This is a genomic window from Porphyrobacter sp. AAP82 (assembly GCF_000331285.1).
In the GTDB taxonomy this organism is placed as follows: Bacteria; Pseudomonadota; Alphaproteobacteria; order Sphingomonadales; family Sphingomonadaceae; genus Erythrobacter.
Genome location: NZ_ANFX01000035.1, coordinates 38,964 through 53,573, shown reverse-complemented (window position 1 = coordinate 53,573; position 14,610 = coordinate 38,964). Strand labels below are relative to the sequence as shown.

General features: G+C 65.4%; 12 protein-coding genes. 8 read left to right on the top strand and 4 right to left on the bottom strand.

Annotated elements, in window-relative coordinates:
• Positions 1-176 precede the first annotated feature (176 nt).
• From D620_RS0111555 to D620_RS0111530, 6 genes are all read left to right on the top strand, one after another.
• A complete protein-coding gene (locus tag D620_RS0111555) occupies positions 177-908 on the top strand; it encodes a polysaccharide biosynthesis/export family protein (protein WP_233992063.1) in 732 nt (243 codons plus the stop codon).
• Between the two features lie 4 nt (positions 909-912).
• Positions 913-3,126, top strand: a complete 2,214-nt coding sequence (locus D620_RS0111550; RefSeq protein WP_017665972.1) for a GumC family protein — start codon at positions 913-915, stop codon at positions 3,124-3,126.
• Between the two features lie 123 nt (positions 3,127-3,249).
• Positions 3,250-4,125 (top strand): glycosyltransferase, encoded by an 876-nt coding sequence (locus D620_RS0111545; RefSeq protein ID WP_017665971.1) that lies wholly within the window; start codon positions 3,250-3,252, stop codon positions 4,123-4,125.
• 7 nt (positions 4,126-4,132) lie between these two features.
• Positions 4,133-5,176, top strand: a complete 1,044-nt coding sequence (locus D620_RS0111540) for a glycosyltransferase family 2 protein (RefSeq protein ID WP_017665970.1) — start codon at positions 4,133-4,135, stop codon at positions 5,174-5,176.
• On the top strand, positions 5,173-6,201 hold the full coding sequence (locus D620_RS0111535; protein WP_017665969.1) for a nodulation protein NodZ: 1,029 nt from the start codon (positions 5,173-5,175) through the stop codon (positions 6,199-6,201). Before D620_RS0111540 ends, D620_RS0111535 begins: the two co-directional genes overlap by 4 nt.
• A 26-nt stretch (positions 6,202-6,227) precedes the next feature.
• The gene (locus D620_RS0111530) at positions 6,228-7,055 is read left to right on the top strand and encodes an FkbM family methyltransferase (protein ID WP_033376754.1); all 828 of its coding nucleotides are present in this window, start codon (positions 6,228-6,230) and stop codon (positions 7,053-7,055) included.
• Here the strand turns inward: D620_RS0111530 and D620_RS0111525 are convergent.
• Positions 7,008-8,366, bottom strand: a complete 1,359-nt coding sequence (locus D620_RS0111525; protein WP_155800126.1) for an O-antigen ligase family protein — start codon at positions 8,364-8,366, stop codon at positions 7,008-7,010. The two genes, D620_RS0111530 and D620_RS0111525, sit on opposite strands and share 48 nt — an antisense overlap.
• Before the next feature lie 205 nt (positions 8,367-8,571).
• Between D620_RS0111525 and D620_RS0111520 the strand changes: the two genes are divergently transcribed.
• Both D620_RS0111520 and D620_RS0111515 read left to right on the top strand, forming a co-directional pair.
• Positions 8,572-8,841, top strand: coding sequence for a spike base protein, RCAP_Rcc01079 family (locus D620_RS0111520; protein ID WP_017665966.1), 270 nt, complete (start codon positions 8,572-8,574; stop codon positions 8,839-8,841).
• Positions 8,841-11,678 (top strand): hypothetical protein, encoded by a 2,838-nt coding sequence (locus D620_RS0111515; protein WP_017665965.1) that lies wholly within the window; start codon positions 8,841-8,843, stop codon positions 11,676-11,678. The genes D620_RS0111520 and D620_RS0111515 overlap by 1 nt, the downstream gene beginning before the upstream one ends.
• A gap of 14 nt (positions 11,679-11,692) precedes the next feature.
• On the opposite strand, the gene D620_RS0111510 is transcribed toward D620_RS0111515, so the two are convergent.
• From D620_RS0111510 to D620_RS15300, 3 genes are read right to left on the bottom strand one after another with little or no spacing between them, the layout of a single operon-like run.
• Positions 11,693-12,481, bottom strand: a complete 789-nt coding sequence (locus D620_RS0111510) for a glycosyltransferase (RefSeq protein ID WP_017665964.1) — start codon at positions 12,479-12,481, stop codon at positions 11,693-11,695.
• The gene (locus tag D620_RS0111505) at positions 12,478-13,164 is read right to left on the bottom strand and encodes a class I SAM-dependent methyltransferase (RefSeq protein WP_196795282.1); all 687 of its coding nucleotides are present in this window, start codon (positions 13,162-13,164) and stop codon (positions 12,478-12,480) included. Before D620_RS0111505 ends, D620_RS0111510 begins: the two co-directional genes overlap by 4 nt.
• A complete protein-coding gene (locus tag D620_RS15300) occupies positions 13,161-14,609 on the bottom strand; it encodes an oligosaccharide flippase family protein (protein ID WP_033376751.1) in 1,449 nt (482 codons plus the stop codon). Before D620_RS15300 ends, D620_RS0111505 begins: the two co-directional genes overlap by 4 nt.
• Position 14,610: the final 1 nt, after the last annotated feature.

The window sequence follows — 14,610 nt, the reverse complement described above, 5'->3', positions numbered from 1 at the left end:
GTTTGACGAGCCATGGCGCGTCTGCCGCAAGCCCGCGATTCGGCAACGCCAATGCCATGGTGCCGACCGTTCCCCCGCGGCACACCTTTTCTCGCAGACCGGCCCCGCGGAACCCATTAGTGTTGCACTGCGATATTCCTACGTATAAGCACCGAGGCCTGTAGAAGGAGGGTTCCGTGACATCACTGACATCCAATTCCGCGCGGAGAGCCGCCGTTTCCGCTGCCGCTTTGGTCCTGCTGGCCGGGTGCGCGTCCACTCCTGATCCGATCATCGGTGCCAGCGTCACGCAGCCGCGTGCCGATCTCGGCCAGAGCGATTACAGCTTCCAGCGCCCGACCAGCTACCTGCTGCGTCCCGCGGACCAGATCTCGGTGATCGTCTTCCGCGAGCCGGAATTCTCGCTCGAGGCCGTGAAGGTCGGGGTCGAAGGCAATGTCTCGCTGCCGATGCTGGGCTCGATCCCAGCTGCCGGGATGACCGCCATGCAATTCGAACAGGACGTGACCCGCCGCCTCGCCGCTGTCGGCCTCAAGTCGCCGATGGTGAGCGTCAACATCACCGAATACGCCTCGCACCTCGTGACAGTCGAAGGCGCGGTCGATTCGCCCGGTGTCTATGCCTTCCAGCCCGGTGCGCGCCTGTCCTCGGCGATTGCGCTGGCCAAGGGACCGAAGCGCACCGCGAACGTGCAGCAGGTCGCGGTGTTCCGCGAGAGCCCGCAGGGCATCATGGTCGCCAAGTTCGATTACCAGCAGGTGAGCCAGGGCACGATGCTCGATCCGGTGCTGCAGCCCGGTGATCGCGTGGTGATGGGCGCCGACGGCCTGTCGGTGTTCTGGGAAGATCTGCTCAAGGCTCTGCCTGTCTTTGGAGTGTTCGCGGTCGCTGGCCTGAACAAAAATTGATGTCATGAACGAAAGACCGCTTATCGAGGCCCCAGAGCCTGCCCGCCAAGGCGCATGGCTTGATGCCTACATGCCGGAAGGGCAGCTCTACCACGCTGCTCCGCGTGCCCAGTTGATCAATTTTGCCGTAATCCGCGGCATCCTCTTCCGGCAGCGCTGGCTGGTGGGTTCGATCATCGTGCTGGCCTTGCTCGGCGGGCTGGTGGTGACCTTGCTGTCCACCCCGATGTATCAGGCCGACGCCAAGGTCGCGGTGAAGCCCTTTGCCCAATATGTGGTCGAAGGGCAGGACGTGGAGCAGGGCTTCACGCCGTCGCAGATCTACGATTACCTTGCGACCCAGGTCGAAGTCATGAAGAGCCGCAGTCTCGCCGCGACAGTCGTCGAGGGTCTCGATCTGGCCTCGCGCACCGATCTGCTCGGCAAGGATGTCGACGAGGGCCGCTCGCCCGGCATGAGCGACGAACAATGGCTCAAGGCCAAGAAGGAGATGGCAACCTCGATTCTCGCCGACTCGGTCGTCGCTCAGGTGCCCAACGAAAACTGGGTCATCACGATCGGTTTCCAGTCCGAAAGCCCGACCCTCGCGGCCGAAATCGCCAACGCCTATGCCGATGCCTTCGTTGCCAGCGGGTCGGCCAATTCGGCCCAATCCAACAGCTATGCACTCGAATATCTGCAGACCCAGATCGAGGAAACGCGCAAGCGGCTGGGCGAGGCGGAGCAGGTGTCGAACGACTACGCACGCAACAGCGGCATCATCATGGAGTCGGCCGGCACCGAGGACGGAGCTGCGCCCTCGACGCTGACCGCAAGCAACCTGTCGAGCATCAATGCCCGCGTCGCCAATGCGCGCGCCGCGCGGATCGAGGCCGAACAGCGTTACCGCGCGCTCCAGAACGTTCCGGCCGCGCAGCTGCCCGAAGTGCAGTCCAACCTGGTCTTGCAGGGTGTAGTGGCGGAACGCACCGCCAAGCTCGCGCAGATTGCCGACCTGCGCCAGCGCTACAACGACGACTTCCCGCAGATCCGCAATCTCGAAGCCCAGCTGAAGGTGCTCGATGCGCAGATCGAGCGGAGCAGCGCCGACATCAAGGCGACCGCGCGCAGCCAGTTCCTGGTGGCGCAGGCGCAGGAACGCGCGCTCGAGGCCGAGCTCAACTCGCTTGCCGGCGCGCGCATGGTCGAACAGGACCAGCAAGTCGAACTGAGCGTGCTCGATCGCGAGGCGCAGGCCCTGCGCGACCAGCTCAAGACCCTGCTGGATCGCTACAACCAGATCAACAGCGCGGCCAATGTCGATCCGGGCATGCTCAGCAAGCTCGATGCCGCCATTGTGCCCTCGTCGCCCTACGCGCCGAACATCTTCAAGAACCTCGGGCTTGCGCTGGTGTTCGGTATCGCCCTTGCCGGTGCGCTGGCAGTGCTGCGCGAGACGCTGGACGATCGCATCCGCTCGCTCGACGAGGTCGAGGAGAAGATGGGCCTGCCGCTGCTCGGCCACACACCCCTCGTGGAAAACCGCGATATCGAGGCGCTGGGAACGAACCGGTTCAGCGCGCTGATGGAGGCCTATTCCTCGATCCGCGCAGCGATCGATTTCACCATGCCGCGCAATCGCAATGTGATTCAGCTGACCAGCAGCCAGGCCAGCGAAGGCAAGAGCACCACTGCGGTGATCCTGGCCGAACTGTTCGCCGGGCTGGGTCGCAAGACCCTGCTGATCGACGCCGACCTGCGGCGCCCCTCGGTGGCCGGCCTGCTCGATATCGAGCGTCCGAAGGTGGGCTTCGTCGAAGTGCTGCTCGGCCATGTCGAGCTGGAAGCGGCAGTCGTGAAGGGCGTGCACGAGAACCTCGAGATCCTGCCGGTCGGCGAGATTCCGCCCAACCCGGTCGAGATCCTCGCCTCCAAGGAACTGCGCGACTTCATCGCCAAGTACCGCGAGGAATACTCGCTCATCATCTTCGACTCCTGCCCGGTACTCGGTCTCGCCGACGCCCCGATGCTGGCGCACCTCGTCGACGGCACGGTGTTCGTGCTGGAAGCGAACAAGCTGCCTTTCGGTCAGGCCCGTTCCGCCGTGCGGCGTCTGGGCGTGGCGGGCGCGAACGTGCTCGGGGTGATCCTGACCAAGTATCGCGCGCTCGAGGCCGGTCAGGCCTACGGCTACCAGTACGACTACTACCAGTACGGCGGCGACAAAAAGGCGCGCTGATGCGCCGAAAGCCGGTGTTGCAGTGCAACATCGGCTTGCCCTGTCCGGAGTGCTGACCTAAGGCTTGAAGGGCCCTCTCAAGGCTCATTTTCGCTGCCGTGGCTCCCGGATTGGACAAGCATAATGACCAGTCATCCAGCCTTCACGGTCATTATCCCTGCCCACAACGAGGAGGCAGTGATTGGCCGCTGCCTCGAAACCATCTTGCGCGATGCGCCGGCCGGCCATGCGATGGAAATCATCGTCGCCGCCAATGGCTGCCATGATCGCACTGTCGAACTGGCCAGAGCCGCCGTCCCTGGCGCACAGGTCCTCGATCTGCCACAGGGCTCCAAGACCGGCGCGATCAACGCCGCCAACGACATCGCCAGCCACTTCCCGCGCATCTACCTCGATGCCGATGTCGAATGCGGTTTCGTGACGCTCGCGGCCCTCGCCAATGTGCTGTGCGAGCCGGGCGTGATGACGGCGGCGCCGGCGATCCGGATGGACTTCTCGCGGCTGAACTGGCTTGCCCGCGCCTATTACCGCGTCTGGCTGCGCCAGCCCTATGCGACGGCAGGCAAGGGCGGTGCGGGCTGCTATGGCCTGTCGCGCGCCGCGCTCAAGGCGATCGGCCGGTTCCCCCCGATCATCGCCGACGACCTGTGGATCCACACCCGCTTTCCCGACAGCCAGAAGCGCTACATCGCCAGCGATGCGGAGGGTCGGCCGGTGTTCACCACCGTCCACCCGCCCCGCACGGCGGGGGAGCAGGTGCGGGTTGAGGCGCGGCGGCAGATCGGGACGGCCGAAGTCCACCGCCTGCACCCCAGCCCCTACCTCGCCGGACATGGCAGCAAAGGTGGCGTCGGCGCGGCCCTGCGCAGCGGGGTCTCACCCCTTGATCTTGCAGTGTTTTCGGGTGTGAAGCTGTTCGCCCGGGCCGACGCCAAGTGGCGGCGCGCGCGCGGCAAGGCGCAGGAATGGACCCGCGACCTCAGCTCGCGGCAGGCCTGAACGACCCATGGACGACACCGCAATGACTGCCGCACGCGTGCCCGATGACAGCACCATGCCCGACGTCAGCATCATGATCGTCGCCTATAACTCGGCAGCGCTGATCGCGGACTGCATCGCTGCCATCCCGCAGGCCTGCCAGCGCTACCGCCACGAGACCCTGCTGATCGACAATGGCGACGGTTCGACCGAGGCGCTGGTCGCCGCGCAGTTCCCGTGGGTCAGGATCGTGCCCAGCCAGGGCAATATCGGCTTCGCGGGCGGCAACAATGTCATCGCCCGCGAGGCCCGCGCGCCGCGGCTCTTGCTGCTCAATCCCGACATGGTGGCCCATCCCGGCTCGATCGACCGGTTGATCGACGGCGCGCTTGCCCACCCCGAGGCGGGCGCATGGGGCGGCCTCACCCTCGACAAGAAGGGGCGGCCCGATACCGGCAACGCCATCGCCATCCCTTCGCTGATCGAGTTCGCCAGTACCGCGCTGGGCAAGTCACTGGTCTCCAGCCGCCCGATCCTCGGGATCGACACCGATGCCGAGGTCGACGTCCTCTCCGGCGGCTTCGTCATGTTCTCGCGCGAGGCGTGGGATGCCGCCCGCGGGCTCGACGAACGCTTCTTCCTCTATTGCGAGGAGGTCGACCTGTTCTGCCGCCTCAAGCAGCAAGGCTACCGCTTCTGGCGCATCGCGGGCGCGAGCGGGTATCATGCCGCAGGGCACGGCGAGGGCTTCTCGCCCATGCGCCTGCTCTACCAGTCGGCCGGCAAGATGGAGTTCGTGCGCCAGCACTGGTCCGCCCCGCGCGCCGCCATCGCCGGAGCGCTGATCTGGCTCGCCGCGATCGAGCGCCACGTCATGGGCCGCCTGCTGGGCGGATCGCGCCCGCGCCTCAAGCAGATGAGCGAGGGCTACCGCCATGTCGCGCTGCGCCCGGGGATGTGGCTGTCCGGCTACCACCCGCAGCGCGGCCTGCTGGCCAGGCTCGCCACCACCCCGGGCTTTGCCTCGCCCCTCCAGCCGTCCCGCCCCGACGCCAAGGACACCGCGCCATGACGCAGCTCGCCCAGCCCACCCCGCCGCACACCCGGCAGGCCGCCGCCATGGAGGGCGCCTTTTCCGGCCGCGCGCTGGTCATCAAGGCCAAGGGCGGGCTCGGCAACCGCATGCTTTCCGCGATCACCGGCCTCGTGCTCGCCCGCCTCAATGATCGCACCCCCTTCATCGACTGGCGCGACGGGATGTATGTCGAGCGCGGCGTCAACCTCTACCCGCTGCTGTTCGATGCCGGCTGGATGGGCGATGTCGACCAGTTCGACGCGGCCACCGTCACCGCCCCGGCGCTGTGGGCCGACCGGATGGCCGATCACCCGACCGACATCATCCACCAGCACTTCCCCAACCAGCACCAGGACCCGTTCCTGTACCGCAAGCTCGGGATCCCCATGAACAGTCCGGACCCGGCCGAGCGGGTGGGCGTGTTCTGGTCCTACCTGCCCAAGCTCAAGCGGCTCGCGGGCCGCATGGCGCGTCACCCGGCGTTTGCGGGCAAGGGGATCGACGCGGTCACCAGCGATTACCTCGCCAGCCATTTCCGCCCGGTGCCCGAGGTGGCGGCGAAGGTCGATGCGATCTTCCGCGACATCACCGCGCCGGTGATCGGCGTGCACATCCGCTTCACCGACCGCAAGGCGCCTCTGCCGCGCATCATGGCGACCATCGAGAAACTCGCGCGCGCCCATCCCGACGCGCGGATCTTCCTCGCCACCGACAGTGCCGAAGCCGAGGAGGCGGTGCTGGCGCGCTTCCCCGACGTACTGCGGATCGACAAGGCGCTCGCCCAGGGCGGGCAGGCGCTGCACGTCGCTTCGGGCGAGTTTGCCGATCCGGTCGAGGAGGCGCGCAATGCGCTGGTCGACATGATGGCGCTGGCCCGCTGCAACTGGCTGGTGCATTCGAGCCACTCGACCTTCTCGGTCACCGCGGCCCTGATCGGCCGCATCCCGCGCGCACGGCAGGCCGATGTCGACCGGTTCAACCCCAAGGTGCGGATCAAGCAGGCGTTTCAGGCACGGGCTTGAGCGAAGAAGGAACGGAAGGACTTCATATGAGCATGGCTCTGCGTAGCGCCGCCAAGCGTATTCTCCCGCCTTTCGCTCGGACCACCGCAAAAAAGGTCTGGGAAGGCTACAAGTTCTCCGCCGACCGCAAGGCTTTCCTGCGCCTGAATCCTGACGCGAAGTTCGTTCTCTTTTCCAAGGAGCAGGTCAAAGACTTCAGGGAGCAGGGGTTCTACGGTCAGATCGCGCAGGATTACATCTTGAGCCTGCTGTTCGAGCATGACGACGGCGTATTCGTCGACATCGGTGCCAATCTTCCGGTTGCGATCAGCAACACATACTTGTTTGAAAAGAAAGGCTGGTCTGGCTTTGCGTTTGATCCGATGAAATCGGTCAAGGATGCATGGCAGGCACGGCCGAACACCAAGTTCGTCAATGCGGGGATCAGCGACAAGGCGGAAACACGGCAGTTCGTTGAGATAAAGCCCAAGGCGGGCTGGGAGCATACGCTGTCCGGCTTCAAGGAATATGTCCGCGCCGAGGATTTACGCGATTATGATCACGTCACCTATGAAGTCGAATGCGGACCGGTGCACCACTTCATCGGCCCCGCCACACAAGTCGATTTTGTTTCAATCGACGTTGAAGGTGCCGAAGCATTGATCCTGCGCGGCTTTGATTTCAGCAAGTCGCCGCCCAAGGCGATCATGCTCGAAAACAATCAGGTGCTCGGGGGCGAACAGGTGCACCGCGAGACCTTGTTTGCGAACGGCTACAAGCTGGTCGCACGCATCAATGCGAGCGATGACCTCTTCGTCCACTCGAGCCTAGCGGTTCCCGCGCAGTTCTGGTCGGCGCTCGATCGGTTGAGCTAACTGGCGGCGGGGGCCGACAGGGACTGCGTGACGCGGAGCGTTCAGCACTGCGCCGCTGACGCTGACCGACAGGCCGATCAGCATGAAGAACCAGATGTGCGCGGATAGCCAAAGCGCAACCGAGATGATGCTAAGGCCGAAAACGCCCAAGCTGATCGCAAGGCCCTTGTATGCTCTACGATCAATATAGTTTGGCGATGCAGTGGCAGCACGCATGAGCATCAGAACGGCCCAGATGGTGGCAATGGCCATCAGAACCGAAGGGATGATCCCAAACCGTACGGCCATCAACAGCCAGAAGTGATCCATCGACGACGAATACATCCAGACAGGCCGCTCCCAGTCACCATATCCAAGGCCGAACCAAGGGTTCTTGAGGACATTCTGGGTGCCATACTGCCAGATCAGGACGCGGTGGTAGGAGCTGACCGAGTTCATCGAGGCAAAGCGAAGAATGATGCCATAGGTGCCGGACCCTGTTGCCGTTTCCGCGACAAACACCACAATCCCTGTCACCACGAAGAGCAGCCGCCATGTCAGGATGGCAAAATGCGCACTGAGCCAGTTGTAGGCCAGCAGCGCGCCGCCTACCACAAGGCCCAGCAGCGCCGCGGAACTGAGGGTGAAGAAGCTGAAAACCGCTGCAACGATGCCAGCGACTTTCGGCCAGCCTCTCACCCCGCACAGAACATAGAGCGGCAAGAAACTAGCGAGGAAAACCCCGGCAAGGATGGGATGCGGGAACGGTCCCGGAGCCCGAAACACGCCTAGGCGAACGTCTATCCGGTAGCCCGCCGACCGGCCCGTCACGAGGCCTGCAAAGTCCTGAATCAATCGCTTGTGGGTGAGGGACTCCGCTATCAGCGCTAAGCCGATTATCGCCAGCCCCGGCGCCATCATGATCAGGAAGGCCCGCAGGTCCCTCAGCGAGCGGATCGTGAAGCGGCCGAAGAAATAGGCGAGCGCGATGTCGGTCGTCTGGGCGAAGGCCGCGGTAAAGGCCTCGGCCGCCTCGGTCGTCATGAACAGCGCAAGCCACAACCATGCCGTCGCCGCGACGATCAGCGCATCGATCCAGCCGAGCCGGATCTGGCCGCGCAGGCCCCGCGAGATCATGTAGAGCGCCGCCGGGATCAGCATGAACCGGTAGGGCGGCAGCGCCGTGGTGCCGATCATCAGGTTGAGCTGCGGCGGCAGCAGCAGCATGTAGCCCAGCGCCACCGCCAGATAGATCGGCACATTGTCCGAGCCGGCCTGTCCGCGGCGGGCAAGCGGCGATCCGATCGGAGCAGGACGGAATGTCGTGGCCATGCCTCAAGGCTAGACCAATTCGGCGGCCCGTCCAAGCCGATAACGCACTTGCAGCATGGCGCGGACCGCTCGCCCCGCCCTGCGCTCCGCCCCGCATTCGCATCCTCCGCAGCGAAATGCGACGAAGGTGGCCAAGAAAGCGCTTTCCTACAGATAACCTTTTTGGTTCATTTTCCTCAATCAATTAAGCGAAAGAGGTTATTTCATGATTCACGATCCCTTCGGCTCCGCCAACGACAGCCTGATCGCCCCCGCCCGCGAAGCCTTCGCCGTGATCCCCAAAGACACCGGTGAACTCACCCGTGCGACCAAGGCGGTCTATGTCGACACCGGCGGCGATATCGTGCTGCGCGCCGTGGGATCGGAGGAGGATGTGACGCTCCGCAACGTCGCCGGCGGCAGCGTGATCGCGATCCGGCTGCGGGCCGTCCGGGCGACCGGCACCACCGCCGCCAATCTGGTGGGTTTCGCCTGATGAGCTGGCACGGCATCGGCCTGATCTCGGGCAACTGGACGCCCCTTGCGAACATGGCCCAGATCTATGTCCCGCCCCCGGAAAGCATCGAACCCGCCGCCGCCTGGACCGGCACTGCGGGCAGCGGCTTTGCTGCGGTGCCGGTCGATCCGGTCCGCACCACCGCCAAACCCGCGCTGCGGCTGCTGGTGCCGCCCTACCAGTACTTCACCGACACGCTCGATGTCGGCGTGATCGCGATGGCCAATGACGGCGGCACGCTGATCAACAATTTCGGCATCGCCAGCGTCAAGTTCATGTTCGAAGGCAGCGAGGCGGTCATCACCCGGCCGACCTTCCACACCATCCAGACCCAGCGCGGCCCTTTCACCTATTACGGCTGGTGGGTGCGGCTGCGGAAGCCGGTGGGCAAGGCGGGGCAGGCAAACCTCTATATCGAGGCGACCGCGCGGGACGGCACCATGCAGAAGCGCGTGATCGGCCCCTACCTGTTCTCCCCCGCGGAAGAGGAGTTCACCCACGCGGTAACGGTCGCTCCGTCGCAGCCCGCGGTGGCGGGCGTGAATTACCACACGCTCGACGCCGCGGCGACCTTTGTGAACCAGCTCGGCTCGGCCAATCCGCTGATCACCATCGCCGAGCCCGGCTTGTACGAGCTGACCGTCGGCAGCGGCGTCCCCGGCATTTCGCTGCGCACCGGCCTGCCCGGACGGCTCAACATCACCGCCAGCACGCCCGATGTCACAATCGGGCGGACAGCCTACGTGAACGACGGCACCGCCAACATCAATGACGCGCGCTACAAGCTGCGGTTCTTCGGCACGAACCTCACGCTCGACTATCGCTACGTGCTGACCATCAACGGCAGCAGCGCCGACGAGGGCCAGGGCGCGTGGCTCGACGGGGTGAACATGATCTCGAGCGCGCCGCTCGGCAATTCGGAGCTGTGGCGCGGAACGATCAAACCCAACGGCCTCGGCTCGGTGCGCGGCGCGGCGTGGTTCACCGAGGTCAAGGTCACCGAGCTCACCAATTTCGGCAACACCGCCAACCTGATCCGGGGCTGCGAGCTGGACCGGGTGGCGGGCGACATCTTCTCGAACTCGAAATGCTGCATCCAGAACCGCGTGCGCATCCATAGCGGGCGGCCGCAGTCCGACCAGATCGACGCCTTCACCATCCGCTACACCGGCACTGCGGCCACCGCGACCCTCACCCGCACCGGCGGGCAGGGGGCGAGCGCCGGCGGGGTGTGGATCGTCAACATCGGTGGCACCCAATACACCTTCGACACCGGACAGGTGGAAGGCAACGAGGCCTACTTCCCCGGCAACTCCACCTATCCGCCGACCTACAACGGCGCGAGCGGCGTGGGTGGCTACTGGTTCTCCGATCTGGTGGCCTGGCTCAACACCCTGCCCGGCATCACCGCGGTGCTGCTGCTGGACGAGAACGATCCGCTGGAAAAGCGCACCGCGGCAAGCGGAAGCCTGCCCGGCCTCGCCTCGGGCGGGTTTGCCGACCGCGACATCAAGACCGCCACGCTCACGGTCATCTCGCACTTCAACAAGCAAAGCGATTTCTACCAGCACACCGCGGGCGTGCTGGAGAACGTCATCATCGCCTTCAACCAGGCCGATGCGGTCGAGGCGCAGGGCCTGTTCTTCTCGCCCAGCGGCAATGCCGGCGCGGGGGCAGGCAAGGAGCTCGACTTCTTCGCTGTCGGCAATGCCATCGGGATCGGCACCGAAGTGACCGAGACCTTCAACCCCGCCGGTGGCTATTCGCAGTTCGGACGCGGCGCGCCATTCGGCATGGTCGCCAGCCATGTGGTTATCGCGCACAACACTCTGCCCAATCAGGGCCTGTGGATCAGGACCAACGGCATTCCCTTCGGCTCCACCGCCGATAGCTATTCGATGCTGAAGAACAACGTGGTCCGCACGCTGTTCTATGATGCGGAAGGGCCGCTGCCGAACCTCACCATCGATGGCCTGCGCATCCACTCGGGCAATCCCAAGCCGGCGGCGGCAACCAACGTGCTGGTGGGCGGCGATGAGACCAGCCTGTTCGTGAACTTCGACGCCAAGGACTTCCGGCCAGCCGGGCAGCTGGCGGCGAGCGGGTTCCGCGCTGTCATCCCGCACGACATGGACCGCACGCCCTTCCCCGAATTTGCGGCGCTGGGAGCCTTCGCGCTCGAAGCGCCCGAATATGTTCCGCCGCCGCCTTCGGCTGACCCGCTGGGAGACCTGCTGGCCGGGATGAACGCGGCCGGCGGGCAGTCCTCGATCCATCGCCTGCGCAATGCCTCGGTCACGGGCGGGGTGTGGCGCAGCGAGGACATGAGCGCCAACAACAACGATCTGACCCAGAGCACGGCGGCGAGCCAGCCTGTGATCGGCGCAACCGGCGCGACCTTCGACAATGGCGACCGGGTGAACCGCGCGATCACGGGCGGAACCTTCACCGTGATCATGGGCTTCACCAAGACCGATGCCAGCACCGCCGCGACCATCCTGTGCGATCAGGGCAGCGCCAATGTGGTGCAATATGCGCAGGGCATTTCCTCGGCGCCCGGCAGTACGGTGCTGATAGACGGAACCCCGATTGCGAGCCGCAATGCGCTCTACCTCGCGCTGCATCAAGCCGGCGCGAAGGTGATCGAGATGCAGGGCTGCAACTTCACCGGCGACACCCAGATCGGGCTCGGACGAGGCGGCGGAACCTCGCTTGTCGGCACTGTCGACTGGTTCATCGTGATCGAGGAATCCGCCTTCCCCGACACGCTGAGCCAGATGCGCTCATGGGCGAAACAGGTCGCTGCCTCCGCCTAGAACAGCCCCCGGCGCTACAGATCGAGCTGGCGCACCAGCTCGCGCGGATCGATCCGCGAGTCCGTGGCGCCGGCAAGGCGCTTGGGGAAGGTACGCCACAGCCGGAACTGCGAGCGCAGCAGCGGCAGCGGGGTGCGGGTCAGCGGCACGGTCAGCGTCGCGATCGGCAGGATCGCCTGCCACTTGCGCTGCATATAGTGCCAGGCATCTGCATAGCCGCCGCGATAGGTGCGCACCGGGCGGCTGTTATGGATCGCGGGCAGATCGGCGACATAGGCGTGCAGCCCTGCCGCGCGGGCCATCTGCACGATGTCGGTGCCGTAGAGGTGAAAGCCGGGCAGCCCCTCGTCGAACCTGAGGCCGCTCGAACGGCGCAGGATGATCACGAATTCGTCGATGCAGACGGTCTCGCGCGGCGCGCCGAAACGCCCGCCAACACGGCGGCTGAGGCCCGAGGACCAGACATGTCCGACATGCTTGCCCGTTAGATCGACGCCGCAGGCGCCGATCACCGCCCAGTCGGGGTCCTTTACCTCAATCTCGGCGATCGCGCGGGCGAGGCCCTCTTCCCAGCCTTCGGGCAGGAAGACGTCCTGATGGGCGAACACGATGATCGGGGCCGTGCTCTCGTCGATCCCGCGGTTATAGGCCTCGGACGCAGAACGCGCGCCGCGATAGCAGCTGTGGCCCACCGCGCCGGACGCGACCAGCGGGGAACGTGCAAGATTGTTGCCGAGGATCTCCTCGTCATTGACCGCCGCCACGATGTGCAGCTGGCCGGCAATCGCACCCGCGTCGCTCATGGCTTGTGCCCGACGACGCAGATCTGGCGCATGGTGAGGTGGCGGAAGCGGTTCAGCGTCGCGAGGTTGAAGACGCTGCCGAACGGCCCCGGGGGGGCCATGGCGCGCACTTCGTCGATCCGGATACCGGCATCCTCGAACATCTGGCGATAGCTGCCCTGGGTGAACCAGCGCAGGTGGGTGCGGTCCATCACCCCGGTCTCGGTCAGCTCCCAGCGGTCGGCGATGATGCCTTTGAGGATCGCCAGCTGCGCGACATTGGGCGAGCTGGCGAGCACGATGGCGCCGGTCTTCAGCTTGGCCGCAACCCGGCTCACCACGGTCCAGGGATCGATCAGGTGCTCGAGCACCTCGCTCATCAGCACCGCATCGAAATGGCCGTCGGGCCAGGGGAAGGTCATGCGCTCGACATCGCCTTCGAACACCTCGGTCAGGCGGGTGCGGGCCATGGTAGCGGCCTGCAGGGCGAGCTCGACACCGGTGTAGGATTGGCACAGGCCCTCTGCAATCGCAGCCGCGCCGGTCTCGCCCGAACCGCAGCCGATCTCGAGCACTCTGGCGCTACCGTCCTTGGGCAGAAGCGCAAGAAAATCGCGCCGCACGCCACCGAAATAGGTGCTTTGCTTGTCCTTGTAGCCATCGGCGTTGACGTCTGGCACGTCCTGAACTGTCTGGTCCATCATCCATCCTTTCGCTTGGCGATCTTGAAAATTTGCGTCGCGCCACCTTGCAGACGGCGGCGAAGGTCTGTCGAGGCGGAGAGGACGGCGGCCACACCCGCCCCGCTGCACAGCACCGCCGCCTGCAGCGGCACAGCCCATCCCGCATAGGGATCGATCAGCGCCTGCACCGTCAGCACGAGTCCGGCCAGAACGGCAAACATGGTGCCGAAGAACACCGCCGGGCGGGCCGCGGCAGTGGTCCGGCGGGTCACCTGATACAGCGACAGGAAGGTCGCCGCCACATCGCCCGCACACATGAACCCCGCAACCCACACCACGCCGTGCCCCATCGACAGGGCGACGAAGGCCCCGCCCAGCCCGATGATCCGCAGCAGGTTATTGGCGAGAATGTCGCTCGTACCGCTGACGCTGAGTGAGATGGACACGCACCACGCGCGCAGCACGGTCGCGGCAGCCTGAATGGCGAGGAAGGCCACCAGCAGCGGCGCGGTCTTGTACCCGGCACCGAACAGCAGCACCACGATCGGCGCGCCGATGACCGCAATCGGCACCAGCGTGGCAGACAGCATCAGCAGCGAGGCCGCGCCCGTGGTGCGGCAGCGTTCGGCATACATCGCCGCATTGTCGCGCGCTTCGGAGAGCAGCGGCAGGCACAGATTGCCGAACAGCCGCGCCAGAAAGATGCTCGCCCCGCCGGTCAGCGCGGCAACCGCGACATAGCCGGCAAGGTCCGCCATGCCCTTGAGCGTGCCGATTACGATCCGGTCGCCCTGCGTCGCAAGGAAGATCACCCCACCATTGAGCAGCAACGGCCAGCCATAGGTGAGCACCGGCTTCAGCGCCTCACGGGCGAGCCCGAGGCGGTAGGGCGTGCGCGCGAGGATGTGCGACAGCGCGACCGAGATCTCCGAGGTCGCAAGGCAGCCCGCGATGATCGCGGTGTAGCTCTTGGTCACTGCCGCCAGCACGATGGTGAGCAGCACCCCGTGCACCAGCCCGCCAAGCTGCATCTTCACATAGGTCGCAAAGCGCATCGAGCGCTGCTGCACCAGCGGATCGAGATGGCGCAGCCCCTCGATCGCCGGAATCGCCGCCGCGCAGGCATAGAACCAGCCCAGTTCCGGATTGCCGAACCGCGCCGCGATCCAGCCCGACAGCGCGAGGATCACCAGCGCCATCGTCGGCCCGCGCGCCAGCAGCAGGCTCGCCAGCGTCGGCATGGTCGCGCCGAGCTCCTCCTCGCGCGCCTGGATCACATATTTCTCGATGCCGAGATCGCTGATCAGCGCAATGGTGCTGGTCACCAGGAGGAAGGTGACGCTGATCCCGAAATATTCCGGGCCGAGCAGACGCGCGATCAGGACCGTGCCCAGGAACAGCAGGCCATGTTCGCCGACATAGCCGAGCCCGAGCGTCAGCCCCGCACTGCTGAAACGGCCCCGCACC

Excerpts from the sequence above, each read along its gene's own strand:
- D620_RS0111540 (WP_017665970.1), top strand. The coding sequence starts at position 4,133 with ATGGACGACACCGCAATGACTGCCGCACGCGTGCCCGATGACAGCACC.
- D620_RS0111545 (WP_017665971.1), top strand. The coding sequence starts at position 3,250 with ATGACCAGTCATCCAGCCTTCACGGTCATTATCCCTGCCCACAACGAG.
- D620_RS0111505 (WP_196795282.1), bottom strand. The coding sequence starts at position 13,164 with ATGATGGACCAGACAGTTCAGGACGTGCCAGACGTCAACGCCGATGGC.
- D620_RS0111530 (WP_033376754.1), top strand. The coding sequence starts at position 6,228 with ATGAGCATGGCTCTGCGTAGCGCCGCCAAGCGTATTCTCCCGCCTTTC.
- D620_RS0111535 (WP_017665969.1), top strand. The coding sequence starts at position 5,173 with ATGACGCAGCTCGCCCAGCCCACCCCGCCGCACACCCGGCAGGCCGCC.
- D620_RS0111520 (WP_017665966.1), top strand. The coding sequence starts at position 8,572 with ATGATTCACGATCCCTTCGGCTCCGCCAACGACAGCCTGATCGCCCCC.
- D620_RS0111510 (WP_017665964.1), bottom strand. The coding sequence starts at position 12,481 with ATGAGCGACGCGGGTGCGATTGCCGGCCAGCTGCACATCGTGGCGGCG.
- D620_RS0111525 (WP_155800126.1), bottom strand. The coding sequence starts at position 8,366 with ATGGCCACGACATTCCGTCCTGCTCCGATCGGATCGCCGCTTGCCCGC.
- D620_RS0111515 (WP_017665965.1), top strand. The coding sequence starts at position 8,841 with ATGAGCTGGCACGGCATCGGCCTGATCTCGGGCAACTGGACGCCCCTT.
- D620_RS0111550 (WP_017665972.1), top strand. The coding sequence starts at position 913 with ATGAACGAAAGACCGCTTATCGAGGCCCCAGAGCCTGCCCGCCAAGGC.